General features: G+C 68.4%; 28 protein-coding genes and 2 pseudogenes. 16 read left to right on the top strand and 14 right to left on the bottom strand.

Annotated elements, in window-relative coordinates; genetic code table 11:
* Positions 1–432: 432 nt before the first annotated feature.
* Both ACWGO0_RS22640 and ACWGO0_RS22635 read right to left on the bottom strand, forming a co-directional pair.
* The gene (locus tag ACWGO0_RS22640) at positions 433–612 is read right to left on the bottom strand and encodes a hypothetical protein (RefSeq protein WP_453537784.1); all 180 of its coding nucleotides are present in this window, start codon (positions 610–612) and stop codon (positions 433–435) included.
* Positions 613–1,052: 440 nt separating this feature from the next.
* Positions 1,053–1,280, bottom strand: a pseudogene (locus ACWGO0_RS22635) (tyrosine-type recombinase/integrase); the annotation flags it as partial.
* Between the two features lie 22 nt (positions 1,281–1,302).
* Here ACWGO0_RS22635 and ACWGO0_RS22630 point away from each other — a divergent pair.
* Positions 1,303–1,692, top strand: a complete 390-nt coding sequence (locus ACWGO0_RS22630) for an NUDIX hydrolase (protein WP_453537781.1) — start codon at positions 1,303–1,305, stop codon at positions 1,690–1,692.
* A 956-nt stretch (positions 1,693–2,648) separates the two neighbouring features.
* On the opposite strand, the gene ACWGO0_RS22625 is transcribed toward ACWGO0_RS22630, so the two are convergent.
* Complete coding sequence (locus ACWGO0_RS22625; protein ID WP_453537778.1) at positions 2,649–2,915, bottom strand: DUF6959 family protein; 267 nt, start codon at positions 2,913–2,915, stop codon at positions 2,649–2,651.
* Positions 2,916–3,170: 255 nt separating this feature from the next.
* Between ACWGO0_RS22625 and ACWGO0_RS22620 the strand changes: the two genes are divergently transcribed.
* Positions 3,171–3,620: a hypothetical protein gene (locus ACWGO0_RS22620; protein ID WP_453537775.1), complete on the top strand. Its 450-nt coding sequence runs from the start codon at positions 3,171–3,173 to the stop codon at positions 3,618–3,620.
* A 49-nt stretch (positions 3,621–3,669) separates the two neighbouring features.
* Here ACWGO0_RS22620 and ACWGO0_RS22615 read toward each other — a convergent pair whose 3' ends face one another.
* Positions 3,670–3,939: a barstar family protein gene (locus ACWGO0_RS22615; protein WP_453537772.1), complete on the bottom strand. Its 270-nt coding sequence runs from the start codon at positions 3,937–3,939 to the stop codon at positions 3,670–3,672.
* A 229-nt stretch (positions 3,940–4,168) separates the two neighbouring features.
* On the opposite strand from ACWGO0_RS22615, the gene ACWGO0_RS22610 reads away from it, so the two are divergent.
* Positions 4,169–4,471 (top strand): Imm32 family immunity protein, encoded by a 303-nt coding sequence (locus tag ACWGO0_RS22610; RefSeq protein WP_453537769.1) that lies wholly within the window; start codon positions 4,169–4,171, stop codon positions 4,469–4,471.
* Between the two features lie 172 nt (positions 4,472–4,643).
* Here ACWGO0_RS22610 and ACWGO0_RS22605 read toward each other — a convergent pair whose 3' ends face one another.
* On the bottom strand, positions 4,644–4,961 hold the full coding sequence (locus tag ACWGO0_RS22605) for a DUF6221 family protein (protein ID WP_453537766.1): 318 nt from the start codon (positions 4,959–4,961) through the stop codon (positions 4,644–4,646).
* A 43-nt stretch (positions 4,962–5,004) separates the two neighbouring features.
* Here ACWGO0_RS22605 and ACWGO0_RS22600 point away from each other — a divergent pair.
* A pseudogene (locus ACWGO0_RS22600) lies at positions 5,005–5,373 on the top strand (helix-turn-helix domain-containing protein); the annotation flags it as partial.
* 236 nt (positions 5,374–5,609) lie between these two features.
* A complete protein-coding gene (locus ACWGO0_RS22595) occupies positions 5,610–5,813 on the top strand; it encodes a hypothetical protein (protein WP_453537763.1) in 204 nt (67 codons plus the stop codon).
* A 789-nt stretch (positions 5,814–6,602) separates the two neighbouring features.
* Here ACWGO0_RS22595 and ACWGO0_RS22590 read toward each other — a convergent pair.
* Positions 6,603–7,364 carry a MerR family transcriptional regulator gene (locus ACWGO0_RS22590; protein ID WP_453537831.1) on the bottom strand — a complete coding sequence of 254 codons (762 nt, stop codon included), beginning with the start codon at positions 7,362–7,364 and terminating at the stop codon, positions 6,603–6,605.
* Positions 7,365–7,583: 219 nt separating this feature from the next.
* Between ACWGO0_RS22590 and ACWGO0_RS22585 the strand changes: the two genes are divergently transcribed.
* A complete protein-coding gene (locus ACWGO0_RS22585) occupies positions 7,584–8,144 on the top strand; it encodes a dihydrofolate reductase family protein (protein WP_453537760.1) in 561 nt (186 codons plus the stop codon).
* A gap of 3 nt (positions 8,145–8,147) precedes the next feature.
* Here ACWGO0_RS22585 and ACWGO0_RS22580 read toward each other — a convergent pair whose 3' ends face one another.
* Positions 8,148–8,558, bottom strand: coding sequence for a hypothetical protein (locus tag ACWGO0_RS22580; RefSeq protein WP_453537757.1), 411 nt, complete (start codon positions 8,556–8,558; stop codon positions 8,148–8,150).
* 169 nt (positions 8,559–8,727) lie between these two features.
* A complete protein-coding gene (locus ACWGO0_RS22575) occupies positions 8,728–10,374 on the bottom strand; it encodes an MFS transporter (protein WP_453537754.1) in 1,647 nt (548 codons plus the stop codon).
* Between the two features lie 117 nt (positions 10,375–10,491).
* On the opposite strand from ACWGO0_RS22575, the gene ACWGO0_RS22570 reads away from it, so the two are divergent.
* The 3 genes from ACWGO0_RS22570 (at position 10,492) to ACWGO0_RS22560 (ending at position 12,014) form a co-directional block, all read left to right on the top strand.
* Positions 10,492–11,403 (top strand): TetR/AcrR family transcriptional regulator C-terminal domain-containing protein, encoded by a 912-nt coding sequence (locus ACWGO0_RS22570; protein WP_453537751.1) that lies wholly within the window; start codon positions 10,492–10,494, stop codon positions 11,401–11,403.
* 84 nt (positions 11,404–11,487) lie between these two features.
* Positions 11,488–11,736: a hypothetical protein gene (locus ACWGO0_RS22565; RefSeq protein ID WP_453537748.1), complete on the top strand. Its 249-nt coding sequence runs from the start codon at positions 11,488–11,490 to the stop codon at positions 11,734–11,736.
* An 86-nt stretch (positions 11,737–11,822) separates the two neighbouring features.
* Entirely contained in the window at positions 11,823–12,014 is a 192-nt protein-coding gene (locus ACWGO0_RS22560) for a hypothetical protein (RefSeq protein ID WP_453537828.1), read from the top strand.
* Positions 12,015–12,056: 42 nt separating this feature from the next.
* Here ACWGO0_RS22560 and ACWGO0_RS22555 read toward each other — a convergent pair whose 3' ends face one another.
* The 3 genes from ACWGO0_RS22555 to mshA all read right to left on the bottom strand — a co-directional run bounded on the left by ACWGO0_RS22555 (position 12,057) and on the right by mshA (position 14,910).
* On the bottom strand, positions 12,057–12,842 hold the full coding sequence (locus tag ACWGO0_RS22555; protein WP_453537745.1) for a hypothetical protein: 786 nt from the start codon (positions 12,840–12,842) through the stop codon (positions 12,057–12,059).
* 213 nt (positions 12,843–13,055) lie between these two features.
* The gene (locus ACWGO0_RS22550; RefSeq protein ID WP_453537742.1) at positions 13,056–13,565 is read right to left on the bottom strand and encodes a YbjN domain-containing protein; all 510 of its coding nucleotides are present in this window, start codon (positions 13,563–13,565) and stop codon (positions 13,056–13,058) included.
* Positions 13,558–14,910 carry a D-inositol-3-phosphate glycosyltransferase gene (gene mshA / locus ACWGO0_RS22545; RefSeq protein ID WP_453537739.1) on the bottom strand — a complete coding sequence of 451 codons (1,353 nt, stop codon included), beginning with the start codon at positions 14,908–14,910 and terminating at the stop codon, positions 13,558–13,560. The genes ACWGO0_RS22550 and mshA overlap by 8 nt, the downstream gene beginning before the upstream one ends.
* 259 nt (positions 14,911–15,169) lie before the next feature.
* Here mshA and ACWGO0_RS22540 point away from each other — a divergent pair, with 259 nt between their 5' ends.
* From ACWGO0_RS22540 to ACWGO0_RS22530, 3 genes are all read left to right on the top strand, one after another.
* Positions 15,170–15,997, top strand: a complete 828-nt coding sequence (locus ACWGO0_RS22540) for a class I SAM-dependent methyltransferase (protein ID WP_453537736.1) — start codon at positions 15,170–15,172, stop codon at positions 15,995–15,997.
* A 246-nt stretch (positions 15,998–16,243) separates the two neighbouring features.
* Positions 16,244–17,305 carry a C40 family peptidase gene (locus ACWGO0_RS22535; protein WP_453537733.1) on the top strand — a complete coding sequence of 354 codons (1,062 nt, stop codon included), beginning with the start codon at positions 16,244–16,246 and terminating at the stop codon, positions 17,303–17,305.
* A 326-nt stretch (positions 17,306–17,631) separates the two neighbouring features.
* On the top strand, positions 17,632–19,005 hold the full coding sequence (locus tag ACWGO0_RS22530) for a PP2C family protein-serine/threonine phosphatase (protein WP_453537730.1): 1,374 nt from the start codon (positions 17,632–17,634) through the stop codon (positions 19,003–19,005).
* Between the two features lie 81 nt (positions 19,006–19,086).
* Here ACWGO0_RS22530 and ACWGO0_RS22525 read toward each other — a convergent pair whose 3' ends face one another.
* The 3 genes from ACWGO0_RS22525 to ACWGO0_RS22515 all read right to left on the bottom strand — a co-directional run bounded on the left by ACWGO0_RS22525 (position 19,087) and on the right by ACWGO0_RS22515 (position 20,725).
* On the bottom strand, positions 19,087–19,425 hold the full coding sequence (locus tag ACWGO0_RS22525) for a DUF2516 family protein (protein ID WP_453537826.1): 339 nt from the start codon (positions 19,423–19,425) through the stop codon (positions 19,087–19,089).
* A 156-nt stretch (positions 19,426–19,581) separates the two neighbouring features.
* The gene (locus ACWGO0_RS22520; RefSeq protein WP_453537727.1) at positions 19,582–20,184 is read right to left on the bottom strand and encodes a hypothetical protein; all 603 of its coding nucleotides are present in this window, start codon (positions 20,182–20,184) and stop codon (positions 19,582–19,584) included.
* A gap of 28 nt (positions 20,185–20,212) precedes the next feature.
* Positions 20,213–20,725, bottom strand: a complete 513-nt coding sequence (locus tag ACWGO0_RS22515) for a helix-turn-helix domain-containing protein (RefSeq protein ID WP_453537724.1) — start codon at positions 20,723–20,725, stop codon at positions 20,213–20,215.
* 266 nt (positions 20,726–20,991) lie between these two features.
* On the opposite strand from ACWGO0_RS22515, the gene ACWGO0_RS22510 reads away from it, so the two are divergent.
* The 4 genes from ACWGO0_RS22510 to ACWGO0_RS22495 are packed head-to-tail and all read left to right on the top strand — an operon-like array spanning position 20,992 to position 25,847.
* The gene (locus ACWGO0_RS22510) at positions 20,992–21,783 is read left to right on the top strand and encodes a TnsA-like heteromeric transposase endonuclease subunit (protein WP_453537721.1); all 792 of its coding nucleotides are present in this window, start codon (positions 20,992–20,994) and stop codon (positions 21,781–21,783) included.
* Entirely contained in the window at positions 21,749–23,842 is a 2,094-nt protein-coding gene (locus ACWGO0_RS22505) for a Mu transposase C-terminal domain-containing protein (RefSeq protein WP_453537718.1), read from the top strand. Before ACWGO0_RS22510 ends, ACWGO0_RS22505 begins: the two co-directional genes overlap by 35 nt.
* A complete protein-coding gene (locus tag ACWGO0_RS22500) occupies positions 23,833–24,870 on the top strand; it encodes a TniB family NTP-binding protein (protein WP_453537715.1) in 1,038 nt (345 codons plus the stop codon). The genes ACWGO0_RS22505 and ACWGO0_RS22500 overlap by 10 nt, the downstream gene beginning before the upstream one ends.
* Positions 24,867–25,847 (top strand): hypothetical protein, encoded by a 981-nt coding sequence (locus tag ACWGO0_RS22495; protein WP_453537713.1) that lies wholly within the window; start codon positions 24,867–24,869, stop codon positions 25,845–25,847. The genes ACWGO0_RS22500 and ACWGO0_RS22495 overlap by 4 nt, the downstream gene beginning before the upstream one ends.
* Positions 25,848–25,880 lie beyond the last annotated feature (33 nt).

The raw sequence follows: 25,880 nt of genomic DNA, 5'->3' as shown, positions 1-25,880 counted from the left end.
TGCATCAGGGGCTATCCGATGCCTTCCAATGAGGGCGACGCCCCCTCTTGGAAGGCATCCGTCAACTGTCCGAGTCCCGCAGGCGCACACAAGCCTCTGAGAGCTTGCCAGCGAGGGCGCCCGAGAATCGTCCGCCCGAAGGGTGGTCCTTCTTGCTCTGTCTCACCAGCAAGCTGACGGCCCTTCCTGGGCCCCGCCTGGGCCCTCCGAGGGTGACCAGGGGCGACCAACAACGACCAACAACGACCGCCCGACCCCAGGTCAGTTGGGGTGCCCGACCCTCTGACCAGGGCCGAAAAACGGGCCCCCCAGACCCAGGGCAAGAAGAAGTAAGCAGAGCTGAAAAAGCCCCCCACCCGCGGGTTTTCCGCGTGGTGGGGGGCTTTTCGGTGGGCTGGGCCGTCTGTGGGCCGCCAGATGCTCAACGAGCCGTCAGGCGCGTGGGCTCCAGCGGTGGATGCGGATGTCGAGGACGATCAGCAGCGCCACGGGGACGGCGATCTCTGCGGGGGCGTCAGCCCACAAGGCGAGCGCGCCGCCAGCTGTGCCGATGAGCGCGAGCGGCAAGTCACGAGGACAGATGTCGAGGGTGACACCTGTGCGTGGGACCATGAGGCCTCCATCTGCGATTGGTTCCTGGCTAGGGATTCCGAGTGCGGAAATAGAAACGAATGCCGCCCATGCACGGGCGGCATTCGCATGTGGTGAGACTTTCGCACAGCTCGGCTTCACAGACAAACGTGCAGCTAGAAGCATGGCTTCTACAGCCACAGTAGAAAAGTCGCAGATTTCCGCAGGTCGGCATTGATTCATTTCACTGGATGAACGCCTTGTTGTACAGCTTGGACGGCTCGAACATCCCTCCCCAGGAAGGGATCGTCCCTGGTCAGGGATAGATGTTCGAGCGACCTTCTGCCTCCCAGGATTTCTTTTCGATAAACTGTAAGCTTCCTTCCATGGATGGAACTACCCATCCGTGGAAGGATGCCGAGTTTCCGTGCGCTGATTCAAGCCGTGTGCTCATTTTGTGAGCCTTGCTGGACTGCCAGAGTTCAGTTTCCACGCTCTGAATTTTCGTATGCGTGCTCGATTGCCTTTCGAGTGCATTCTTGACTGGACGGCATCAGGTGGGCGTACACGCGCAACGTCAGGCCAGGATCCGAGTGCCCGAGGTACTCGGGCAGCGCCCTGACGTTCTCCCCTGCGTCTAGCAGCACCGACGCGTAGAAGTGCCGCATCGCGTGCATGCCGTTCTCACGAGACTCGGCGTGCGGAGCGCCGACCGCCGGAGCCGGAGTGATCGTGCGCGAGGACGGACCGCTCCTGGCGATCCGCCGTGCCGACAACGGCACTTGGGAGCTCCCCGGCGGCGTACTCGAACTCGACGAGGCCCCGGAGGCGGGCGTTCGGCGCGAGGTCCTGGAGGAGACGGGTATCCACGTCGAGGTGAACGAGCTCACTGGGGTCTACAAGAACACCAAGCGGGGCATCGTGGCCCTGGTCTTCCGATGCAAGCCCGCCGACGGAAGCGAGCGAACGTCCAGCGAATCGACCGCGGTCGGCTGGCTTACGCCGGACGAGGTCGTCGAGTGGATGTCCGAGGTCTACACGGTCCGGCTACTGGACGCACTCGACGGGAACGGGCCCCACATTCGGAGCCATGACGGCAAGCGCCTGACGCCAGCCCGATAGAACTTTCCCTACTTCATCAAGACCCGCGCACGGCGCGGGCGCGCGCCGCCTCAGCGGCGCGGCCTGCCTCATGTCTCCGCCCCCGGCTGGCCGCGCCAGGCGGGCGCGCTGCGGGCAGCGACCAGCGGGCAGAGGTGGGAAAACCCTCTGTGGCTGGGGCGGTCGGCTCCACGGTTTTAGCCACCTCCCCAGTTCGGATCCCGTGTGGCGACCAGCGAGAACGTGTCCGTGATCGACGCCAGGCTTACAAAGCAGCGATCCAGCTTCCCAAGCTCAAGGCTTCAGCCACCGGAATACGCGGTAGCCACCCGACGCCTGGCTCTGTACCTTGCCCGCATGACTGACAACCGAAGGGGCAATGCCGCGTAGGCGCCCGTCAGCCCTGCGGGGCGACCTCCCCACCCGCCCCCTGAGGCGGCGACGGTACCCATTGATTGATCACCTTTCAGGGTCCTGCACGGCCGACTTGCGTCGGCTGGAGCGGACCCGCTTCTGGCCCGAAGCTACGGAAGAAGCGTTCTGGCACTGGAAGGTCCTTGCCCACGGCCCTCTCCGGCAACTTGTAGACCCACGCATGGGTCCTGATTGCGGCCTCCCTGAGTGCGGGTGCTACGGCGCCGGCTTCCGCGGGCAGCTCGAAGCCGTGCTTCACGCACTGCCCAAGAAGAGCGCGCGTGAGTTGCGCGCCCTCGTCCGTGCCCTCGACGAGAAGATTTTGGCAAGGGCCAAGGTCATCCCGGCTGACAGCCTGGAGGCGCGCTGGTGGCTTGGCCAGTTCTAAGCCCGGCCTGGCCACTCAGAACAAGCTGGAGCACACCAGATTGGCACCAGAACAACCGGTCACCTGCGGTCACTATCAGCCAGGCAGACACGACTCAACTCACCCTAGATGGGGTCGTTTCCTCAGGTCATCCCCTCAAGCGATCAGTGATTCCCAAGCTCAGGTGTTGGTGTCCTCAGTACGGCCGCGGGATCTCGTGCGCGTCCAACGCAGCGGAGTAGCGCGTCAGCAGCGCGTCGAGGTCGGCCAGGAGAAGGCCGGCGGTTTGGCAGGCCGCAGCGACGTCACCTTGTTCGCAAGCCTCCACCACTTTGGCGACGTCGCTGCGAAGGATGGAGAGAGAGTCACCCGGGATCAGTACACCGGGGAACCGTCGACCGGGCAGGCGCACCACCGCGTTATTCCCGCCGTCCGTGAACAGCTCAGCCTCGACACGTTCCATGAACGCCATCCAACCTGACATCAACGACAGCAGACAGGTACGGCGTTGGCCGGTCGTGACTGGCCGGGCCTTGCGCGGCCAAATGCGCTGTCAGGCAGGCCCGGTCGAACTTACAAAGCGGGTGTCGCAGCTCAAGAACCGGATGCTGAGCACTGTCCTGCATCGATCCAGACTCGGTGTCGGAATCGAGAGCCTTGAACGGCGTGTGGCGAAACTGATTTGCCAGGGGGTCACTCCACAAGGTGACATGCGCTCATGAGCAGAATGGCACAGGTCCTCGTCCTGGCACAGTACGAGGACGAGGTGATGGAGCCGCTGACACGGCCCGACGAGGCGCGCACCTGGCACGGCAGTTTCGAGCAGATACCCGGATGGTTCGTGGGCGGCTGGTACGTCGAGTTCTTCCGGTGGAATCAGCGCCGCGGGGTCCTCGCGGACCTGGAGGCGCTGCCGTGGAACCGGCCCGAGTGTGTCCAGGTCATGCTCCACGACGAAGAAGACGACTGCTTCGGGCTGTGGATGTTCCAGGACGGCGTGCTAGCCGAAGTGCCGATCCCGCGCACACAGCGGGTCCACGTCCCGCCGCCGTCATGGAGAACCGACAGTCCCGATCCCGGGTGCCTGTGGCGCACGGACGGGGCAGACGCAAGGAAGTTGCCCGCACACTCTCCCGAGCATGAGCAGGACCCGCGACTGTCTTGGTAGTGAGGGCTAGTGGTGCCCTGTGAGCCCGGATCCATGGGCTTATGGTGCTCTACGCGTATTCGGCGAAGAACTGTGGCCGGGACTGCTGTTGATACCGGTCGAGCGCCTGTCGGAGCATGTTGGCCCCGCGCGGGACATGTTTATTCAGGTGGTCCCAGCCTACGAGGCGCAGATGGTCTGGGAGCTGGACCAGGCCGGTGATCGCATCCCAAAATGCGGCCCAGTTCATGCCGTAGAAGCCAGGAAAGTGCAGTGCCTGCGCAAGTGCTGCATGCAGTCCGCGCTCGTCGGTCACAGAACTGACGTCGATGGTAAGCATGCTTGCGATCCTTGCACGTGCTAGCAGAGGCTCGCGTGCCAGATCCGTGCCAGAACGAGCGGTCGACCCCGGTCAATCGGGGTGCGTCAGGTCTCAGGCGCGCGTCGTCGGGCTCAGTGCAGTCGTGCGCCTCCTGGCCAGCTCAAACGAGTGCCTCACTGGTGCAAGGCTTACCGAGAAGTGGTCTCGGCACCCATTCTCCGGCGTAAGCGGCATCGAAGGAACCGGCATGATTTGGAACATGGTCTCCGAACGCAGTAGCGCGCCGTCCACCAGTACCCGGGTCACAACCACGACCGATGGTGTCGCGCAGGTCTTCACCTGGGACGAGGACGCGCGCATCGAGGTGCGGAATCTTGGTGGCGAAGTCGTCATCGAGGCAAACGCCGCAGGGCTCAGAACACTGGCCAGCCATCTACTCACGCTCGCCCGGGACGGTGTTCCGGACGGGAGCCACCTGCACCTGGAGGACAGCAACGGCCTAGAGGACGGGTCCGTCGGCTTGGTCCTGGAACGCAGCGACGACGAGTGACATGCGTGGGGGCAGGCATCTTCGGGAACCAAGTGCAAAGCCAGTCATTGGCCCTGCCGAATACGTGTCGCAGCGCGTCCAACTAAGGGCTGTCCCGTAAACGATCTTCAGAGGGCGACGCTCGGTCCAGCACGCCGCCTTAGTGGGGCCTCTGTTCGTGTGCTGCGCCGCTTCAGGCCCGTGCGGGGAAGTCGGGATGGTCGGTGTAAGGCGAGGCAAGGTCGCGCAGGTCGTGGCACGGCCAGGGGTCGCGGGCGTGACGGGCCAGTATGCGCCGCTTGGCCTCGACCTCGCGCAGGACGCGGGCCGGGTCGTGCAGAGCCACATGCAGAGCAATCGTTGGGTGGAATCCGGAGAGGTCAACCTGACAGAAGTCGACCGTGTGTCCGTGGGCAGACCACTCCCCGCATCCATCACCGTCGCAGCGCCGGGCCAAGTCGGCCTCCTCATCCAGCCGCGCCACAAGGAACCTCACCAGTTTTTCAGTCATAAGAGCATTCTCGACGTTGTGCTGGGCACCATGAAACGATCTTGTGGCGTCTGGTGTGATTACGGCGTCGAAGCCGTCCTGGATAGCCCCGTTCCCGGGACTGAGCCCGCGTGTTTCGGCAAGTTGGTGGTTGCGCTGCGCCGCGAGAGTGCAGATCAGGTCCGCAAGGGCCGCCCGTGCCCTTCTGCTGGAAGACCCGGTGCTGCTTGTCGCGACCTACTGGCGCACAAACCTGACGATGTGCCAGCTCGCCCCACTCTTCAATATCTCGAAGTCCGCGGCCGACCGCATCATCGATCACCTCGGCCCGCCGCTCGCGCTGCAACCGCGCAAGCGGTTCCGTAGAGACACTGTGCTCATCGTGGACGGCACTCTGGTGCCCACCCGCGACCACACCATCGCCGAGCAGTCCAATTGGGCCTGCTGATAGGCCCGAGCGGCCTCGATCGCAGCCGTCGCACGCTCCATGTCCCCGCCACCGCTCGAGCTCGCGGTGGAACTGGACCGCTAAGTGGTTGGTTCCGCCGCGGTGTTCAGTCGCAGCCTTTCGAGGGTTAGCGTCCACATCACCTAACCCTTAGGAGCTGTCTTGACCTGCGGTGACGCCCTTAAGAGGGAGAGAGTGCTGCGGACACTATCTTCACGCGTGTGGACGACGGCGTGTTCGCCGTGTCCATGCCGTCCGAGGAGTGCTGCACCTGGGTCATCCAGTTCATCCGGGACGAGGACGACGACTGCTTCGGCCTGTGGATGATCTATGACGGCACACTGACCGAGGTACCGCTGCCCCGCACGAAACGAGAGCCCTTGTCCGCTTCCGTCAGCGGAGTCCTCTCCCGGACCGACCGCTGACCCTTGTCTGGAGAGCAGGGCTGCGACCGGCAAAGGCGTACGTCCCCCGCCGGCCTCCGGAACTGGGTTTCCGGCCGCTTCACGGAATAGCGATGTGAGCCAAATCCTCGTTCTCGTGGACAAAGCCAACACACCGTGCCGGGCGATTGGTGCCCTCAAGTTCTGGCGGACACCGCCACAAGCCGTCGACATCGCAGGAAGTGACGGAGTTTCCGGTTTCCCGGTTTCCTCAACGGCTCTCTACGCGTGCGCGCGCGAATAGCGAAACTGTGATCACGCTGTGTCGCCACGGAACCTCTCGCGGCCTATCACGCTCGCAGGGACCGAACCTCCGCTGGGGGCCTGCGACGCTCTACGGGACGCCTACATATCCGAGCCCGGCACCAGGGCTGCCCGGTGCCTTCCAATGAGGGCGATGCCCGCAGCCGCACACGAGCCGCTGAGAGCTCCCCAGCGAGGGCGCCCGGAAAGTCGCCCACCCGAAGGGTGGCCCTTCTTGCTCTTGCCCACCAGTAAGCCGACGGCCCTTCCTGGGCCCCGTCTGGGCCCTCCGAGGGTAACCAGAGGCGACCGAAAACGACCGCCCAACCCCAGGTCAGTTGGGGTGTCCGGCCCTCTGACCAGGGCCGAAAAACGGGCCCCCCGACCATGGAAAGAAGAAGTAAGCAGAGCCGAAGAAGCCCCCCACCCGCGGGTTTTCCGCGTGGTGGGGGCATTCTGCTGCGAAGTGGCCGCCGTCGGTGCGGTGGGGCGCGAAGAGGATGGTTCGCGTGGCCGGTCCGGTCTCGGTCAGCTGAGCCGGGTGGTGACGTACTCCTCGATGGCGTCCCGCTGGTACGCGGCCAGGCCGGGTGCGATCGCCTCGTACGCCGCGTGCCATGCCTCGTTGTCCACGCAGGAGCGTCCGATGGCGCTGTATTCCTCGGCGGACACGGGTCGCAGTTCGGTCAAGGCCTGGTACTGGGCGTCGATCTGGGCCTGTACGGGCTCGGCGTCAGCCGGGTTGCCGGCGGCCATCAGGTCGGCCAGCAGGATCATCTGTGTCGTGCGCTCGCGCTGCGCGGCCTCGACGTCCTGTGGGGTCATCCCCGCGACCCTTCGGGCGACTTCCTCGGCATGCGCGGGGAAGTCACGCAGGCTTTCCTGGTACTGCGAGGGCTGGATGCCCTCGAACAGGTTCTCCGGTCGGTTGATGGCGGTCATGGGTGTGCCGTCCTTCCTGGACTGCTCCAGTTCGGCGATCGTGCGGGAGACGGTGGCGGCCAGGGCTTCGAGCCGGTCACGCTCGGCGAGCAGTCTGCGGTGGTGTCCGCGCAGGGCATCCACCTCGTCGATCTGCTCAGCCAGGATCCGGCCGACCTCGGGAAGTCCTACGCCCAGCGCCCGCAGTACGAGGATCTGCTGCAGCCGCAGCAGCTGGTGCTCCTCGTAGTAGCGGTGACCGTTGGCTCCGATCCTGGCCGGCGGCAGCAGGCCGATCTCGTCGTAATGCCGCAGGGTCCGGGCGGTCACGCCCGACATGCGTGCGACCTCCGCGATAGGCCAGTCCATCGCCGCGTCCATCGCCCGTCTCCCTCACGATCGCGTCACCAGGCCGGTCTCTCCGGCCCTGTTCAGGACGGTAGAAGCTGCCGCAGCGACAACTGCAACCCCGCAAAAGAGTGGGGCCGTACCCAGCGGGGAGCGCAGCGGCGATGAGTTCTGGGCGTCCGTCCGGTCTGCCATGTAGCGGGTGCTTTCGCGCCGGCGCGACGAACGAAGGAGTTCCAGATGATCGACATCGAACCGCAACAGGCCGCCGGCAAGGTCCTTCTTCACTTCAGCATGTCGCTGGACGGGTTCGTGGCGGGCCCGAACCACGCCATGGACTGGCTGACAGGGGTCACCGGCCGCGACGGCGTGGAAGAGGAGTACGTCGAGACCACCGGCGCGGTCCTGGGCGGGCGGAACGGCTGGGACCGTGACCCGGGCGCCCGGCCCTACAGCGAGGACTGGAAAGGCCAGATCTTCGTCCTCACCCACCACCCCGAGGACGCCACACCCGCCGACGGCGTCACGTTCCTGAACTGCGACGTGGCCGAGGCAGTACGCATCGGGCTGGAGGCCGCCGGCGGCAAGAACCTCGAAGTCCTCTCCCCGACGATCGGCCGACAGCTGCTCGAACGCGGCCTGATCGACGAAATCAACCTGCACGTTGCACCGATCCTGCTCGGTGATGGCATCCGGTTCTTCGACAACCCCGGCGGCCGGCCGGTCCGGCTGCGGCACGCCCACGGCTCGCAGCCCTTTGCCGAGGTCGATGTGCGCTACCACCCCGTTGCAGGAGCGTAGGAACTAAGAGGCGGCTGTCCGGGGCCCCCGGTCCCGTGTCACGGACACGATCACGGCGGTGACGGCCGCGGTCACGAAGAAGCTCCCCATCATGACCATGAACACGCCGACCATGAACAGGCCGCTGGAGTCGTCCGACCAGTCGACGAACGCGGCGGCGGTCAGGCCGATCGTCGTACCGAGCACGGCGCCTGCGACGTACCGTCGGGATGCCGCCCAGCACACCGGTGCCAGCAAGGTCAGCACCAGCCCGATCACCTGCCACGCCTCGTACGGGCCGGTCGTCGAACCGTCGGGGTGTACGTCACGGTGCTGGTCCCAGCCCAGCCAGGCGGCCCATGCCGCGAGTGTCACCGCAGTCAGCACGGGGATCGCCAGCACCTGGGGTACGAGTTTCATCGGTCCTTGTCGCATGGTCCAAGCGTCCCTGCTCACGCCGGAACCGACCAGGGCGCACATACTCAGTTCGCCCCAAGTACCGGCGCCCAGCGAGCAGGGCCCAGCGAGCAGGGCCCCACGAGCAGGGCCCGCGACTGGTCCGGACAGGTATTTCGCGGATGCGACTGAGCGTTGCACGCAACGCTCAGTCCGCGATCTCGTGACAGCGCGTGCTGCCGGTGTCCGCCGACTGCTTCGCGCCGTCGAGGTGGGGGGCAGGGGTGGTGGCGGCGGGGCCGGCTGCGCCCGCCGTTCCCCGTAGCAGCGCCAGCGAGAGGGTTGCGGCGGCGGCCATCATTGCCGCCGCTCCCACCGCCGCGTAGCTCATCCCGTGGGTGAACGCCTCGCGGGCCGCCGTCAGGACCGCGTCCGCCGTGGCTTGCGGGAGGTGGGAGGCGACCGCCGTTGCGCCGCCCAGGGTTTCGCGTACCGCGTCCGCGTCCGGGAGGTTCGGGGGGAGGGTGGTCTCCATGTCGTTGCTGTACACCGCCGCGCCGATCGAGCCGAGGACCGCCATGCCCAGGGCGCCGCCCAGTTCCTGGCCCGATTCGAGGACCGCCGCCGCCGAGCCCGCGCGCTCCGGTGGGGCCGCTCCCAGGGCGAGTTCGTTGGCCAGGGTCATGGCCGCGACGAGGCCGCCCGCGTAGACGGCGCCGCCGGTGAGGGTGAACCAGAGGGGCGAGTCCATGTCGACCTGCGTCAGCCAGAGGAAGCCGCAGGCGGAGACGAGGAACCCGCCGCACATGACGTACGCCCGGTCGAACCGCTGCGCGAGTACCGCTCCGGTCGGTGCCATCACCGCGACACCCACCGCCGGCATCAGGCTCCACAGGGCCGCTTCGAGCGGTCCCATGCCGAGGACGGACTGCAGGTACTGCGTGAAGAAGACCGCCATGCCCACCGTGGCGGTCATCGCCAGCAGGTTCGCGCCGACCGCGCCGCCGAAGGCACGCTGCCTCAGCAGTCCGAGGTCGACCATCGGGTGGGCCAGGCGCCGTTGGCGGCGGCCGAAGGCGTAGCCGAGCACGAGCCCGCCGGTGATGCCGAGGGCGGGCAGGGGGGCGTAGCCGTGGCGGGCGAGTTCCTTGATGCCGTAGATCACCGGGAGCAGCGCGGCCAGCGACAGCACCGCGCTCAGCAGGTCGAACGGCTCGCGCTCCTTCGACCTGAACTCCGGTACGAGGAACGGGACCAGGGCGAGAAGGAGCAGCATCGCGGGCAGGTTGATGAGGAAGACCGAGCCCCACCAGAAGTGTTCGAGCAGCGCGCCGCTGACGACCGGTCCGAAGGAGACGCCCGTCGTCATGACGCCCGTCCAGACCGTCACCGCCTTGGCGCGCTGGCGTGCGTCGTGGAAGAGGTTGCGGATCAGCGCGAGGGTCGACGGCATCAGCGCGGCGCCGCCGAGGCCGAGCAGTGCGCGTACGGCGATGAGAGCCTCGGCGGACTGGGCGTACGCGGCGGCCACCGAGGCTGCGCCGAACACCACGGCTCCGACGAGCAGCACGGTACGGCGCCCGATCCGGTCGCCGAGCGCGCCCATGGTGATGAGGAGCCCGGCGAGCACGAAGCCGTACATGTCGAGAATCCACAGCTGCTGGGTGGCGCTCGGCGTCAAGTCCTCGCTGACGTACGGGATCGCGAAGTAGAGGACCGAGATGTCCATCGATACGAGGAGCAGGGGCAGCATCAGGACGCCGAGGGCGGTCCATTCCCTTCGGCCCGCGCGGGGGCCGATGGGCGGGCCGGCGGGAGGGTCGGCCGGTGTCTCCGTGAATGCGTTCGTCTTCATGAAGTGTTACGGAAGCGGGTCGCTGCGTACACCGCAAACAGCTGCCTAGTGCACCTGGGTCCGCAGCCCCTTCTCAACTGGGCAGACAGTGGTTCGGTGCACTAGTACAGTGCCGCCATGGCCATCGATCCGCCCTACCTCCGTATCGCCGGGGACATCCGCCGGCGCATCGCCTCGGGAGAGCTCGCGCCCGGCGACCCCGTCCCTTCCACCCGGGGCATCACCCAGGAGTGGGGCGTGGCGATGGCCACCGCGTCCAAGGCTCTGGGGGCGCTGCGGCAGGAGGGGTTGGTACGGGTCGTGCCCGGCGTCGGGACCGTGGTGGCGGAGGCGCGACGGGAGGGCAGGGCCACGCCCGGCCAGGGGCTCAGCCGCGAGCGCATCACCCGTACGGCGATCGAACTCGTCGACGCGGAGGGGCTCGGGGCCCTCTCGATGCGCCGTCTCGCCACGGAGTTCGGTACGTCCACGATGGCCCTGTACCGGCATGTGCCGAGCAAGGCCGAGCTCGTACGGATGATGTCGGAATCGGTGTTCATGGAGAAGCCCGCCGGTCCGCCGCCCGCCTCGTGGCGCGATCGGCTCGCCCTGGAGGCGCGGTGGTTGTGGAGCCGGTACGAGCGTCACCCCTGGCTTTCGAGGGCGATGGCCGCGCTCACCAGGCCGATGGCCTCGCCCCACGCCATGATGTACACGGAACGCGTTCTGGCCGCGCTGGGGGGACTGGGTCTCACCCCCGCCCAGAAGCTCCACACGCATCTCACCCTGCTCGGTTTCGCCCAGGGAATCGCGATGGCGATGGAGCTGGAAACGCAGGCGCGTCAGGACACCGGCATCACTCCGGAGGAGTGGATGGCGTCCAACGAGCCGCAGATGGACGCCATTCAGACATCCGGCGCCTTTCCGGTCCTCTCGACGCTCTTCGGACCCGACCAGTTCGACCTGGAACTGGACGCACTCTTCGAGTTCGGTCTCGAACGCATCCTGGACGGCGTCCAGGTGCTCGCCGACCGGACCGCGACCCTATGATCGTGCGCGACGTGGACTGTCCCTGACACGCCCGTGGACACACGCGAACGGGCGTGGAGAGCAAGGAGATCGGGGAGAACGATCATGGGCGAGCCTCTGAAGACCTTCGTCGGCGGCACCGAAGTCGACGTGCCCAACAGCATCCCGTCCATCCGCATCGCCCTGCCCGAGGACAGACGCACGGAGTTCGACCGTGCGATCAACGAGGCCGGGGTGCACGAGATCCACGCTGTCATGCGGCACTGGATGCTGGAGGCCGTTCCCGATCCGGAGGCCGAAGGCATCCTGCTCCGGCTGGCGCAGGACGAGGCCGAGAGGCGGCAGATCTCTTGAGCCGCCACCGCAAGGACCGTGGCCGGCCGGGCGCCGCCGCGTTCCGTATCTCGTACGCGCCCCCGGCGGACGACACCCTCGCCAAGATGCGGGACATCGATCCGTTCCGCGACGCGATGGCCCGCACGCTGGGCCGCGATCCGTACGGACACGGGTCGTCCCCGGTCAAGAGCGAGCACGACCGCCGTGAGGCGACCGTGCTCGGCGCCATCGTCCTCTATTACGTCTCCGGGTCGGTCCTGACCGTCACCGTGGTGAGGCTCGTACCGCTGCCCTGAACCCCGTACCGCCGAACAGCGGAACCGAGGAACCGGTGGAGGTCAGGCGAGCTTCGCCGCCTGGGCCGCGACCACGGCCGCCGGCAGTTCGATGGTGCCCTTGCCGCTCATCACCGCGAGGTTGAACGACGTGAACGTGGCAACGGTGCCGCCCTGGCGCAGCGCCACGAGGGACAGCTGCGTGCTTTCGCCGTCCTGCTCGCCCGCCAGTGTCCAGGCGAGGGCCTCGTCGCCGCCCGACACCTTCTCCTCGGTGATCTTGGTGATCTTCTGCGTCTCTCCCGACGTGGTGATACTGAAACCGTCGGCGCAGTCGGTCGCGGCCTTACGGAGTACGGCGATGTTGCCCTCGGCGGTCGCGCTGTCGTAGGAGGAGAGCGACAGCAGCGTGGACGTCACGTCGAAGGCCGAGGTGAGCGCGTCCTCGGCGTTCTCCTCGGTCATGTCGCCGGGCTCGACCTTGGGTTCGCTGATCACGCTGCGCTTGGTGGTGGCGGCCGGCTTGCCCTCTTCGGCGCCGTAGAACGCGCGGGCCAGCGGGGCGCACTCCTCCTTGTCGGTGGAGACGTCGTCGGCGGCGACGGAGTCCTCGGGACCGGCCTTCGTGACCTTGTGGGCCTCGACGTCGCCCTGGGCCAGGGACGCCTTCTCCAGCTCGGCGGCGGTCAGCGCCTTGACGGCGGGCTTGCCCGCGGCGCCTTCCTTGGCGCCGCCCTTGCCCTCGCCACCCTTGCTGCTGGAGTCCGAGCCGCCGCAGGCCGTGGCCAGCAGGGTCAGGGCCGCCACGGAAGCGGCGAGGGCGGTACGGCGTACGGCGGTGGCGCGCATGGTTCATCTCTCCGTCTCAGGGAACAACGGCCCCTGCCCGGAGCGGCAGTTCAGTGCCGTACGGGATGGCCGTCGCAATGCGTCACACTCTAGATTCGGACACCAGTCCGATGTTCGGCTTGGCCAGTCGCCGGGCGCGATTGTGACGTGCCTGTGATCACTCTGTGAATACGGACGCGAGTGCAGGCGCGTGCGGGCGCGAGTACGGGCGGGTCAGCCCGCCGGGCGCTGGGTGAGGTGGGCGAACGCGTCCAGATTCCGCGTGGACTCGCCGCGCGACACCCGCCACGCGTACTCCTTGCGGATCGCGCTCGCGAAGCCCAGCTCAAGAAGGGTGTTGAACGATCCGTCGGCCGCTTCGAGGACGGTGCCGAGCAGCCGGTCCAGCTCTTCCGGGGTGACCACGGACAGCGGGAGCTTGCCGGCCAGATAGATGTCGCCGAGGGAGTCGACCGCGTAACTCACTCCGAAGAGGCGGAGGTTGCGCTCCAGCAGCCAGCGGTGCACGGCCGCGTCGTTCTCGTCCGGATGGCGGATGACGAAGGCGTTGACCGAGAGGGAGTGCTTGCCGACGAGCAGGGAACAGGTGGTGAAGAGCTTGCGCGTGCCGGGCAGCTTCACGACATAGTTGCCGGGCTCCGGGCTCTCCCATTCGAGCTCCGCGTCGTTCAGCGTCGCCTCGATGACCTGCGCCACTGCTGCTTCGTCGGGTACGTCAGCCATGGTGCGAGCGTACGTGACGGCGATGCTCGTACATCGCTGCCGTGTACACATCGGATGTCGCCGAAGCCGCCGTGTCCCAGCCGAACGACTGGGCGTGCGCGGCGGCAGCCGCACCCATCCGGCCGACCAGCTCCGGCGTGTCCACGAAGCGGGCGAGTGCCCCCGCGTACGCCGCCGGGTCGTGCCCGGGGATCAGGAAGCCGCTGGCCCCGTCCCGTACCGCCACCGGGAGACCGCCGACGGCCGCCGCGACGACCGGGGTGCCGGCCGCCTGCGCCTCTATCGCGACGAGGCCGAAGGACTCGCTGTACGAGGGCATGACCAGCACGGACGCGGCCCGGAACCAGTCGGCGAGCTGGTCCTGCCCGACCGGCGGGTGGAACCGTACGACATCGGCGATGCCCAGCCGCGCGGCCAGCTTCTGCAGGCCCTCCGGCTTGGCGAGCCCGCTGCCGCTCGGCCCGCCGACGACGGGTACGACCATTCGGTTACGGAGCGAGGGCTCGCGGTCCAGGAGCACCGCGACGGCCCGCAGCAGGATGTCGGGGGCCTTCAGCGGCTGGATACGGCCGGCGAAGAGCGGAATGAAGGCGTCCTGGGGCAGTCCGAGGCGGGCGCGGGCCGCGGCGCGGCCGTCCGCCGGGCGGAAACGGTCCAGGTTGACGCCGGGGTGGACGACGGCGACGTTGCCGGGGTCGGCCTCGTAGAAGCGGACGAGCTCGTCCGCCTCCTCCGCGGTGTTCGCGATGAGCCGGTCGGACGCGCGCACGATCTGGGTCTCGCCGATGACCCGGGCGGCGGGCTCGGGGGTGTCGCCATCGGCGAGCGCCGCGTTCTTGACCTTCGCCATGGTGTGCATGGCGTGGACGAGGGGAACGCCCCAGCGCTGCGCGGCCAGCCAGCCGACCTGGCCGGAGAGCCAGTAGTGGGAGTGGACGAGGTCGTAGTAGCCGGGGCGCTGCCCGGCCCACGCCTGCATCACGCCGTGCGTGAAGGCGCAGAGCTGCGCGGGCAGCTCCTCCTTGGCGAGACCCTCGTACGGCCCCGCGTCGACGTGCCGGACCAGGACGCCGGGCGACAGCTCCACCGACGGGGGCAGCGCGCCGGCCGAGGCCCGGGTGAAGATCTCGACCTCGATGTTGATCGCGGCGAGGCGCTTGGCCAGCTCCACGATGTACACGTTCATGCCGCCCGCGTCGCCGGTACCGGGCTGGTGCAGCGGGGAGGTGTGCACGGACAGCATCGCGATGCGCCGCGGCCTGCGGTGCGTGCCGGGGAAGCCTCCGGGGAACCGGATGCGCGGCGCCACACGACTGCCGCCGAGCCGAGAGACGTACTGGCTCACGTCGTCCGGTCCTCCTCACTCAAGGCATAGCTTCGCAGGGGCTCACGGGTCCCTACGAAGACCCAGAACAGCGAAGCGCAGCAGTTCATTCCGCTTTACCGAACCATGACCATTGCGGGGCGGCGCGGTGACGGCCGGGGAACCACCCGGGGCGGCCACCGACCCGCTCCGGATCTCCCACTGACCCGCCCCGAGCCCGCCACTGACCAGCCCCGGCCGACCGTCTTCCCCCTTTACGGCTTCGCATACGCTCGCTGTCATGCGCCAGCGCCCCATCGGCACCGCCACCCGCGGGACCACGAACCCCAACCGGCTGCGCCGTATGGACCGCTGGATCGCCGCGACCCACGGCCCCGCCCTGCGCCGCTCGGACTCCCCCGTCGCCGTCGACCTCGGCTACGGGGCGGCCCCCTGGACCGCCGTGGAGCTGCTGGAACGCCTGCGTACCGCCGAGCCGCGGACGGCGGTGGTCGGCATCGAGATCGATCCGGAGCGGGTGGCGGCGGCGAAGCCGTACGAACGCGAGGGGCTGACCTTCGTGCACGGCGGCTTCGAGATCCCGCTGGGGTCCGGGGCCGGGACGGGGTCCGCGCCCGGAAGCACCGGAGCCCGGCGGCCGTCCCTGATCCGGGCGGCGAATGTGCTGCGGCAGTACGACGAGGGCGAGGTCGACGCGGTGTGGCGGCGGCTCTGCGCGCGGCTGGCACCCGACGGACTGCTCGTCGAGGGCACCTGCGACGAGATCGGGCGGCGGCACGTGTGGGTGGCGCTGGGCCCGGAGGGCCCGCGCACGGTCACGTTCGCGACCCGGCTGGCCTCGCTGGAGCGCCCTTCCGATCTCGCGGAACGCCTCCCCAAGGCGCTGATCCACCGCAATGTGCCGGGCGAACCCGTCCACGCCTTCCTGCGCGATTTCGACCGGGCGTGGGCGACGGCATCCCCGTACGCCTCACTGGGCGCCCGGCAGCGCTGGATCGCGACGGCGCGGGCGCTCTCCGCGGACTGGCCGCTGACGGACGGGGCGCGGCGGTGGCGGCAGGGTGAAATCACGGTGCGTTGGGATGCCCTGCGGCCCAACACGCACTGAACGGAGGACCGCAGAGGACCGGATCCAGGGACTCCGGGAACCTGGACGGGGCACTGTTCGTGTTACACGTCGGGGGCGGCAAACCGCGTGTTCTCCATGTGATGCGTCAGGTGGTGTCTGCCTCTGTTGCTTTACGGGACGACATGGCACGATCGCGAAGTTGCCTGAACGTTACTGACGGTAAGTCAGATGTCCGCCATCTGATGGTCCGGAGCTTTTGTTGCTGTCTGTCCGGAGGGGGAGCTCGTGAACCGACGCCACTGTGCCGCTGCCGCGATCACACTGGTCTGCGCGCTGGCGGTGCTGGCCGCGCCGGTCCAGGCCATGGCCGCGCCACTGCCCGAGCCCGCCCCCACCGCCCCGGCGGCGCCGAAGAAGAGTCTCGAAGAGGTGCGGGAGGAGATCGACACCCTCTACCGCAAGGCGGGCGCGGCCACCGACGCGTACAACCTGGCCGAGGAACAGACGGCCAAGCAGTCCAAGGAGATCATCAAGCTCGCCAAGGCCATCGTCGACGGTCAGGCGAGGATCGCCGAGCTGAAGAACACGGCGGGCGCCCAGGCCCGCGAGCAGTACCGCAACGGCGGACTGCCGCCCGGCACCCAGCTGGTCCTCAGCGACGACCCCCAGCTCTTCCTGGACGGGGTGAACCAAGTCAGGCAGGGCCAGCAGGCATCCAAGGGCATCCTCGCCGAACTGACCCGAACCCAGGAAGACTTGGAGACGTACACCAAGGACGCGAGCATCAACTGGACGAAGCTCGAAGCCAACCGTATCCAGCAGGCCAAGGCCAAGAAGAAGATCAACTCCCAGATCGCGGCGGCGAAGAAGCTCGAATCGCAGCTGGCGAAGGAGGAGCGGGCGCGGCTGCTCAAGCTGGAGGAGCAGGCGGAGTACAAGGCGCAGACCGCCTGGCTCGGCTCCGGAGCGATCAGCGACATCAATCGCGAGGCGAGCGCCAGCGGCAAGCAGGCCGTGGCCTTCGCGTCCGCGCAGATAGGCAAGCCGTACGTGTGGGGGGCCGAGGGCCCCGGTTCGTACGACTGCTCGGGGCTGACCTCCCAGGCCTGGGCGGCGGCGGATCGTCCGATCCCGCGTACGTCCCAGGAACAGTGGCGCCTGCTCCCGCGCATCGCCATCGAGGACATGCGCCCCGGCGACCTGATCATCTACCACGCGGATGCCAGCCACGTCGGGATGTACGTCGGCGACGGCGCGATCGTCCACGCGCCGCGCCCCGGGCGGAACGTCACGCTGGCGGGTGCGGGATCCATGGCGATCCTCGGAGTGGTCCGCCCGGACAAGTAGGCGGGCGTGCGGGCGCCCCGATTCACGCATGACCTCGGCACGAGCCACGCGTGACCCACACCACCCCGCCCCCGGGCCCCGACGTGAGCAGGACCACGCGGCCACCCGGGGAGCGGGTGATGTTTGTCATGGCCCGCAACCCCGGTCCGGGTGCGTACATCTCGCCGGATCCGTGACAGGACGCGGCTTATGACTGCGCATATGACGGAGGCCGATTGCCGTTCGCCATTCCGTTCCCCTGCCAGGGACCGCTATCGTCCCCGTCTGGCGGGTCGTCGATCGTCGTCCCGCCGCGCCCTCGGGGGGAGGGAAGGAAACCCGAACCGATGCCCGTACCCGTACCGCAGCAGCGTGCCGTGCCCGCTGCGGAGGCCACCTATGGTGCCGACCTCACCCTCCTGGTGATCGAGGCCGACCCCACGGGCACCTTCGGCGTCCCCGAGCTGCCGTCCGCCGCCGGTACCAGGGTGCGCGTCCGCACGGCCCGCAACCTCACCGAGGCGGGCCGCCTCCTCACCGACGACGTCGACTGCATCCTGCTGGACCTGGCCCTGCCCATCGGCTCGGAAACCCGGGCGGAGGCACGCGGCGAGGTACGCGCCGAGGCGCGCCCCGACGGGGACCTCACCCCCGCGGCGGCCGACGGCCTCGCCACGCTCAAGCACGTCCTGCGGATGGCGCCCCGCCACGCCGTACTCGCGCTGACGGCGGAGGACGACGCCGAGCTGGCGGCGGAAGCCGTACGGGTCGGCGCCCAGGACTACCTCTACCGCGGCGAGCTCGACGGCCGGCTGCTGAGCCGCGCCATCCGGTACGCCGTGGAGCGCAAGCGCGCCGACATCGCCCAGCAACAGCTGACCGAGTCCCGGCTGCGCGCCCAGGAGAACGCCCGGCTGGAGCGCGGCCTGCTGCCCACGCCCCTCCTCCAGGGCTCCGACCTGAGCTTCGCCTCGCACTACCGGCCGGGGCGCAGCCGCGCGCTGCTCGGCGGCGACTTCTACGACACGGTCCGTACGCCGGACGGCACGGTGCACGCGATGATCGGCGACGTCTGCGGCCACGGCCCGGACGAGGCGGCGCTCGGCGTCGAACTGCGCATCGCCTGGCGGGCGTTGACGCTCGCCGGACTCTGCGGCGACGAACTGCTCTCCACGCTCCAGCAGGTGCTGGAGCACGAGCGGGAGAGCGAGGAGATCTTCGCGACGGTCTGCACCGTCGACATCTCCTCCGACGGCCGCCGCGCCGGACTCTGCCTCGCGGGCCACCCCGCACCGCTGATCGCCCGGCAGGGGCGAGCGGCGCATCTGCTTCCGTACGAGGACGGCGGCCCGGCGCTCGGCCTGCTGCCGCGCGCCCGCTGGCCGCGCCGGCAGGTCGAACTGGGCGGCTCCTGGAGCCTGATGATGTACACGGACGGGCTCATCGAGGGACGCGTCGGCCCGACCGGCACGCAGCGCCTCGGCCAGGACGGCATGGTCGCCATGATCAACCACCAGCTGGATCAGGGCCTCGGCGGCTCGGAACTCCTGGAGGCCGCGGTCGCGCAGGTGCAGGAACTGAACGGCGGCGAGCTGACCGACGACGTGGCGGTCCTGCTGCTGGACCGCGACGAGTCCCTCATACGCCGGCGGGGACGGAGTCTCCCCCGTCCCCGCTCCGGCTCGGCCGCACCCGCGAGCGCGCGGCGCCCGCTGCTCTAGTACAAGCACTCAAGTACAAGCACTCAAGCGCCCGCCGCTTCGGTACGCGTACTCAAGCGCCCGCCGCTTCAGAAGGAATACTCAGCGCCCGCCGTTGTAAGGACCGTACGGCCCGTCGCTGCTGGATCCGCCTCGGCGTCCGCCGCCGCCACCGCCCGAGATCTGCCGCACGGCGGGCCGCACGTCGACGATGTACACGATCGTCGCGATGAGCCCGATGATCGGCAGGAACGACATGATCGGGAAGAGCCAGATCACGACGAAGGCGATCGCGAGGATGATCAGCCAGAAAGGCTTGGTCTGCTTGTCGGCCGCCCGGTAGGCGTCCTCACGCCGGATTGCCGCGTCCACCAGAGCGAAACCGCTCAAGAGGATCAGCGCCAAGCTCAAGAGGGACATCAGTCCCGCGAAACCCTGCATCAGCACAGTGCCCACCGCCTGTCAGACCGGCCATAACGTGGCCACGCTACCGGGAGAACGGACCGGACACCGCAGGGGTGCCCGGTCCGTGTCCCCGTTCTTCGGTTCTCCGCCATTGCCCGCCGGCCGTTCACCGGCGCCTCGCTGCCCGCCCGGTCACTTACCGGCGGGCGGCGTGGTCTTCTTCGCCACCGGCTTGCGCGCGGGCGCCTTCTTGGCGGGCGTGGCCTTGGCGTCCGCCTGCTTCGGTACGGGCTTCGCCGCGGGGGCCGCGGTCTCCGCCTTCGGCTTCGGCTTCGCCTTGGGCTCGGCCTCCACGACGGCGGCGATCTCGACGATCTCCCCGGCGGTCTCGCCGCGCCACGTCCTGACGGACTGCTCGCCGCGCTCGGCGACCTTCTCGTACGTCTCCCGGGCCCTGACCGCGTACTCGGCGGCCACGCCCACGCTGCGCATCGCCAGGTCCTGGGCGGTCTCACCGAGCTTCTTCAGATCGGTGTCGAGCGCCCCGATCACCTCGGTGACCTTCGCCTGAACGGTGGCCTGCGCCTCCTTGGCCTGCGCGGTCACCTTCTCCTGCACGGCCTTGGGGTCGCTGTTGCGCACGGCCTCGATGCGCTCCGGCGCGTCGGCCCGCAGCTGCTCGATCAGCGCCGGGACCTTGCGCGCCTGCTCGACGGCGAGGTCCGCCGTACCGGCGGCGAAGTAGAGGGGGGTCGGGTCGGTGAGGGTCTTACGCAGGTCATCGGTGATGGCCATGACTGTGGTCCTCCCGGATCATCAGAAGTCAGCTTGAGGGTGTGTGTGCATCACTGCCGCCGGCCGTGCGGGGGCCGCGGGCATCCGCGTCGGTGCCAGAGTCCACTGTGTCGCCCACGACGCCCGGATCCACGTCACCGGCGCGCGCATCGGCGCCTGTGTCGCCGGCATCGGCCTCGGAGGCGGCTTCGGCCTCGAAGCCGTTCTCCTTGCGGAAGGAGTCGTAGATCTGGAGCAGCACGTTCTTCTGCCGCTCGTTGATGGACGGATCGGCCAGAATGACCGCCCGCGTCTCCAGCTCGTCCCGCTCCCGCTCGTCCAGAATCCCGGCCCGCACGTACAGCGTCTCGGCGGAGATCCGCAGGGCCTTGGCGACCTGCTGCAGCACCTCCGCGCTCGGCTTGCGCAGCCCGCGCTCGATCTGGCTGAGATACGGATTGGACACCCCGGCCGCATCGGCGAGCTGCCGCAGAGAGAGCTGCGCCGTGCGCCGCTGCTCACGCAGGTACTCACCGAGACTGCCGACGTTGAGTGATGCCATGACTCGATACTGCAACACCCTTGCTAACTTTTGCAAGCGCCTGCTTGCAAAAGTGTTCCTCGCTCAGCGCCTCGGGCCGGTGTGACTCGCAGCGATAACTGTCCCGTCTCTGTGATGTCCGGGCAGTCTCGGAGATCTCCGGGCATGTGAGTGGTCGTCTCGGTCATGTCCGGGCAAGTTGTGGGGTGTCTCAGTCTTCTCCGGGTACTGCGGGTACGGCGGTTTTACGGTCGTAGCGTCTGGTCGGCGTCGTACCGGAGGCCGGGGTGGCAGAACGGGTGGGGCTTGCGGAGTCCGCGGAGGACTTCGAGGTCGAGTACGTCTCCGCAGCGGGTGTGCGGCAGCGGGGCACGCTGGCCGAGTTGTGGCCGGTCCGGTTCGAGGAGGTGCCGCCTGAGCGGCGTTTCCCGGCTTTCCGTGGTCAGGACAACTGGTGCGGCTGGTACTGGTCGGCGACCTGCTGTGATCACGTGGGGTTCGAGTCGTGGCTGGAGCGGGACCGGCTGGTGCTGCTGGACTTCGATCCGCTGGTGACCGGGATGGCCTCGCAGCCCTTCCGGCTGTCGTGGACGGGCCCGGAGGGCAAGCGGGTCCGGCACACGCCGGACTTCTTCGTACGTCGCGCGGACGGGACGGGGCTGGTGGTGGATGTCCGCCCGGATGAGCGGATCGAGCCGCGTGACGCGGTGAAGTTCGCCGCGACGGCTGCGGCCTGTTCGCTGGTGGGCTGGGACTTTCTGCGGGTCGGAGCCCCGGATGCGGTGCTGATAGCGAACGTCCGATGGCTGGCCGGCTACCGGCATCCGCGAGTGCACCGCCCCGAGGTTGCCGCCCGTCTGCGGGCGGTGTTCGCCGAGGACACCCCCTTGCTGGAAGGGGTCCGTGAGGCCGGTGACCCGATCGCGGTGCTTCCGGTGCTCTATCACCTGCTCTGGCGCCGGGTGTTCGCCGCCGACTTCGAGTCGGCTTTGTTGTCCGCGGGGACGACGGTCCGGCTGTCCGATGTGAGGGCGGGAGGTGGCTATGCCGATGCGTCCGCGGCTGCTGCGGGTGGGTGATGTGGTTCGGTTCGACGAACGCCTGCACACGGTGACGGCCTTGGAGGGGACCGCGGTCCGGCTCGTCGACGAGAGCCGGTCGGCGAGCGTGGTGCTGTTGCCGCACCTGCTGGCGTCCGATGGGTTCACGGTGCTCACGGCGGCCTCGCCACGCGTGACGGTCCCCGCCGCCGGGGTCCTGGAGGGCCTGCCGGACAAGGCTGTGGGGCGGGCGGAGTGGTGGCAGCGCCACCTGGTGGAGATGCTCACCGGTCGCCCGGCCCACGCTCCGGACGGGCGGGTGAGGCCCGAGTACGACCCGGAGGTGAAGTCGCTGCGGCAGCGGGAGCTTGCCAAGGTCGCCGAGCTGACGGAGTCCGGGACGGCGGTGTCGCTCACGGTCCTGCAGGACATGCGGGCCCGTTTCGAGCAGGAGGGGGTCCTCGGCCTGGTCGACCCGCGACTGCGGGCCGTTCCGGACGGCACAGGACGGGCCGACCGGCGGGTCGTCGAGGCCCTGCGGCGGGTGGTGGATGAGCAGACCAGCCGTTCCACGGTCACCGCCCAGGTGCTGCGACGCCGGATGGAACGACTGGTCGAGGCCGAACACGGTCCCGGGGTCCCGCTGCCGTCGAGGGCGACGTTCTACCGGCTCCTGTCGGCGGTCACGTCCGGCCGGCACACCCTGGGCTCGGCCCGAACCCGGCGCTCGCTGGCCAAGCAGCCGGACGGCATGTTCGGCCAGCTCACCGTGGCACGGCCGGGCGAGGTGATGGAGATCGACTCAACTCCGCTGGACGTTCTGGTTGTTCATGACGACGGGACCCTGGACACGGTCGAGCTGACGGGCATCGTGGACATCGCGACCAGGACGCTCGCGGCGGCCGTGCTGCGGCCGTCGACGAAGGCGGTCGACGCCGCCCTGCTGCTGGCACGGGCGATGACCCCGGAGCCGATGCGGCCGGGCTGGTCGGACGCGCTGCGGATGTCACGGTCGGTACTGCCGCACGCCTCGCTGACCGCGCTGGACGAACGGCTGGCCAACGCTGCCGCCGTCCCGGTCATCACCCCCGAGACGATCGTCTGCGACCGAGGCAAGGCCTACATCTCCGACACCTTCCGGACGGCCTGCCGATCCCTGGGCGTGGACTTCCAGCCCTGTCACCCCGACACCCCTACCGACAAACCGCACGTCGAGTCGACCCTGGGCTCGGTGGCCACGATGTTCGTCCAGTACCTCTCCGGCTACAAGGGACGCAGCACGGAACACCGCGGCAGCGATCCGGGCGCCGGGCCGCTCTGGTCAGTCCATCAGCTCCAGGAACTGCTCCAGGAGTGGATCGTCGTCTGGCAGAACCGTCCGCACGACGGGCTGCGGGACCCGTTCATGCCCGGCCGGGCGATGACTCCGAACGAGAAGTACGCCGCCCTGGTCGCTACCGCCGGCCACGTCCCGGTCCCGTTGAGTCCTGAGGAGTACATCGGCCTGCTGCCCAGGGAGTTCCGGACCATCAACTCCTACGGAGTCCGCCTCCGCCACCGCACCTACGACAGCCCGGAGCTGACGCCATGGCGCCGCCAGCCGTCCGGCACCGGACAGGACGGGAAGCGGTGGGAGGTCCGCCACGACCCCTACGACATCTCCCGCGTCTGGGTCCGCAACCACCGCGAGGGCACCTGGATCACAGCGATCTGGCGACACCTTCGCACCGCACCGACTCCGATGGGAGAGCTGGCCTGGGACCACGCCCGCCGCGTCCTTGCCGAACGCGGCACCGACCCGGTCACCGAGGAGGAAATCGCCCACGCCGCGATCGCCATCCTGGACCGGGCCACCGACGGCCCCCAGGACACACCGGACAAGCCTGCCCGCCGCATCCGCAAGGACCGCAAGGTCGCCGCCCGCACCCGCTCGACCAATACTCCTGCCTGGCCCCGGCCCACTCCCGCCGAGCATGTTGAGACGCCTCCTCCCGGCCCGGAAGAACCGGAAGAAGCAGAGGGAGACGAGGGCGTCCTTGCCGACGTCGTCCCGCTCGGAATCTTCGATGCCCGCAAGGAGGCCGAGAAATGGTGGTGAACATGCCGGAGCCGGACACAGGTGGTGGTGCCGGCCTGCTGGAGTCACGGCGTGATCCCACCACACAGCTCACCGGCTGGCGGCAGTTCGTCGAAGCCGACCAGACAGTCTTCGATCTGCTGCCCGAAGACCGGTGGCGTTCGCTGAGCCCTGCCGATCAGGAGACCTACGACGATGCCCGCATCCTCTACCACTCCGAACTTCAAGTCGTACGCACCTCGGCCGTCCGGGAGATCGCCCATCAAGGGCGCCTGCTGACCCTGCTCAACCAGCGCGAAACCGGAGCCCGGCGCGGCCTGATCGTCTCCGGCCAGCAGACGACGGGCAAAACCACCGCGCTCAAGCAGCTCGGTCGCCTCCACGAACTACGCGTCCGCCAGCGCCATCCCGACAGCGACGGAATCCCGGTCGTCTATCTGACCGCCCCGCCCAAAGGCTCACCCCGCAAACTCGCCATCGAGTTCGCCCGCTTCCTCGGCCTGCCCTCCGTCTCAGCCCGCCACAACACGATCGACATCACCAACGTCGTCTGCCAAGTGATGATCGAGGCCCGCACGGACCTCGTGCTCGTCGACGAGATCCATCTCCTCAACCACGGCACCACCGCCGGCGAGGACCTGTCCGACCACCTGAAGTACTTCACCGAGCACCTGCCCGCGACGTTCGTCTATGCCGGCATCGACGTCGAACAGTCCGGCGTGTTCACCGGGATCCGAGGCCGCCAGATGGGCGGACGCTGCACCCTGGTCCGCACCGGCCCCTTTCCCCGCAACGCGGAATGGCGATCACTGATCGCCACCCTGGAGGACACCCTGCGCCTCCACCGCCACCAGCCGCAGACCCTGGTGAATCTCTCCGACTACCTGCACCGACGCACCGGCGGCATGATCGGAAGCCTCTCCCACCTGATCCGCGCCGCGGCCATCACCGCGATCCTCGACCAGAGTGAACGCATCACCCAGGCACTGCTGAAGAAGACCCGGATCGACCACAACAGTGAGAACGCCTCCCGCCAGAGGGCCGGATGAGGGAGCCGACCGACTACTGGCTGACCAGGCCCCTTCCCCGCCCCGTCACCCCGTTCCCACGCGAAAGCGAACGGTCCTACCTGGAACGCCTCGGCACCACGAACAGAATTCTGGCCCGGAGAGTGCTGGCGCAGAGTTCCTGGCTGGAGTCCCGGCAGGACTACATAGCCCGACTCGCCATCGCCAGCGGCCAGTCCTGCGACACCCTCCTGCACGCGATCCCCCAACTCGGCCAAGAACCGCAGCCGTTCCTGGCCGATCGCCCTGACCTCTCCGTGAGCACCCCCTGCCGGCTCTGCGTCGCCCGCCGGATCGGGGACTACTCCGTCTTCTCACCGGTCTCAGCCTGGAGCTCCCACTTCCACGACCAGGTCTGCCTCCAGCACAAGATCTGGATCGGCCGATCCGCCGAGAACTTCATGCAACAGGTCGACGTCACCGCCCTTCCCGACGTGATCCAGGCCCAACGACGGCACTACCGACTCCTACGCAAACATGGACACGCTGTGCTCAACGCCTGCTACGAGCACTGCTCCGAACTCTGGGACGCCGTCGTCCGACGGGGATACCGCCCAAGCGACCGGCGCCGACGCCTCGACATCATGGGAGCCGGTTACCCCAAGGTTGAGATCTGGGACCCCCGCCGCTACATCGCCGTCTATCCCGAGGTCGTCGCAGCCACCGCGCTCTACGCCTCGCCCCGATGGAGGACCCTCGCACTCTCTGGAGACAGCGGATACTTTCAGTTCAGGACCGAGTTCATCCGGCGCCTGCCACAGGAACAGGTGCTCCGCAAAAGCAGCAAGCCGTGGTTCCTCAAGGAACTGAGAGAGACCGCTCTCCACATCGAGGAAGCCATCGCTGCATATGACGGATCCCTAAATGCCCGGAGAAAACCGAGACGAACCCGGATCAGAACGTCTCAGCCAACTCCGGGCACTGCTGGTCAGACGGCCGCGCTGCCCGGACTCAGCTGAGACAGGACAATAACTGTCACTTCGCAGAGATAT

The sequence above is a fragment of the Streptomyces sp. NPDC055749 genome (genome assembly GCF_053617235.1).
This window is presented reverse-complemented; position numbering and strand designations above follow the sequence as displayed.

Excerpts from the sequence above, each read along its gene's own strand:
- ACWGO0_RS22570 (WP_453537751.1), top strand. The coding sequence starts at position 10,492 with ATGGCCATCGATCCGCCCTACCTCCGTATCGCCGGGGACATCCGCCGG.
- ACWGO0_RS22640 (WP_453537784.1), bottom strand. The coding sequence starts at position 612 with ATGGTCCCACGCACAGGTGTCACCCTCGACATCTGTCCTCGTGACTTG.
- ACWGO0_RS22500 (WP_453537715.1), top strand. The coding sequence starts at position 23,833 with ATGGTGGTGAACATGCCGGAGCCGGACACAGGTGGTGGTGCCGGCCTG.
- ACWGO0_RS22515 (WP_453537724.1), bottom strand. The coding sequence starts at position 20,725 with ATGGCATCACTCAACGTCGGCAGTCTCGGTGAGTACCTGCGTGAGCAG.
- ACWGO0_RS22530 (WP_453537730.1), top strand. The coding sequence starts at position 17,632 with ATGCCCGTACCCGTACCGCAGCAGCGTGCCGTGCCCGCTGCGGAGGCC.
- ACWGO0_RS22525 (WP_453537826.1), bottom strand. The coding sequence starts at position 19,425 with ATGCAGGGTTTCGCGGGACTGATGTCCCTCTTGAGCTTGGCGCTGATC.
- ACWGO0_RS22585 (WP_453537760.1), top strand. The coding sequence starts at position 7,584 with ATGATCGACATCGAACCGCAACAGGCCGCCGGCAAGGTCCTTCTTCAC.
- ACWGO0_RS22495 (WP_453537713.1), top strand. The coding sequence starts at position 24,867 with ATGAGGGAGCCGACCGACTACTGGCTGACCAGGCCCCTTCCCCGCCCC.
- ACWGO0_RS22580 (WP_453537757.1), bottom strand. The coding sequence starts at position 8,558 with ATGCGACAAGGACCGATGAAACTCGTACCCCAGGTGCTGGCGATCCCC.
- ACWGO0_RS22540 (WP_453537736.1), top strand. The coding sequence starts at position 15,170 with ATGCGCCAGCGCCCCATCGGCACCGCCACCCGCGGGACCACGAACCCC.
- ACWGO0_RS22565 (WP_453537748.1), top strand. The coding sequence starts at position 11,488 with ATGGGCGAGCCTCTGAAGACCTTCGTCGGCGGCACCGAAGTCGACGTG.
- ACWGO0_RS22575 (WP_453537754.1), bottom strand. The coding sequence starts at position 10,374 with ATGAAGACGAACGCATTCACGGAGACACCGGCCGACCCTCCCGCCGGC.
- ACWGO0_RS22605 (WP_453537766.1), bottom strand. The coding sequence starts at position 4,961 with ATGACTGAAAAACTGGTGAGGTTCCTTGTGGCGCGGCTGGATGAGGAG.
- ACWGO0_RS22520 (WP_453537727.1), bottom strand. The coding sequence starts at position 20,184 with ATGGCCATCACCGATGACCTGCGTAAGACCCTCACCGACCCGACCCCC.
- ACWGO0_RS22615 (WP_453537772.1), bottom strand. The coding sequence starts at position 3,939 with ATGCTTACCATCGACGTCAGTTCTGTGACCGACGAGCGCGGACTGCAT.
- ACWGO0_RS22555 (WP_453537745.1), bottom strand. The coding sequence starts at position 12,842 with ATGCGCGCCACCGCCGTACGCCGTACCGCCCTCGCCGCTTCCGTGGCG.
- ACWGO0_RS22625 (WP_453537778.1), bottom strand. The coding sequence starts at position 2,915 with ATGGAACGTGTCGAGGCTGAGCTGTTCACGGACGGCGGGAATAACGCG.
- ACWGO0_RS22620 (WP_453537775.1), top strand. The coding sequence starts at position 3,171 with ATGAGCAGAATGGCACAGGTCCTCGTCCTGGCACAGTACGAGGACGAG.
- ACWGO0_RS22550 (WP_453537742.1), bottom strand. The coding sequence starts at position 13,565 with ATGGCTGACGTACCCGACGAAGCAGCAGTGGCGCAGGTCATCGAGGCG.
- ACWGO0_RS22610 (WP_453537769.1), top strand. The coding sequence starts at position 4,169 with ATGATTTGGAACATGGTCTCCGAACGCAGTAGCGCGCCGTCCACCAGT.
- ACWGO0_RS22505 (WP_453537718.1), top strand. The coding sequence starts at position 21,749 with ATGCCGATGCGTCCGCGGCTGCTGCGGGTGGGTGATGTGGTTCGGTTC.
- ACWGO0_RS22590 (WP_453537831.1), bottom strand. The coding sequence starts at position 7,364 with ATGGACTGGCCTATCGCGGAGGTCGCACGCATGTCGGGCGTGACCGCC.
- ACWGO0_RS22560 (WP_453537828.1), top strand. The coding sequence starts at position 11,823 with ATGCGGGACATCGATCCGTTCCGCGACGCGATGGCCCGCACGCTGGGC.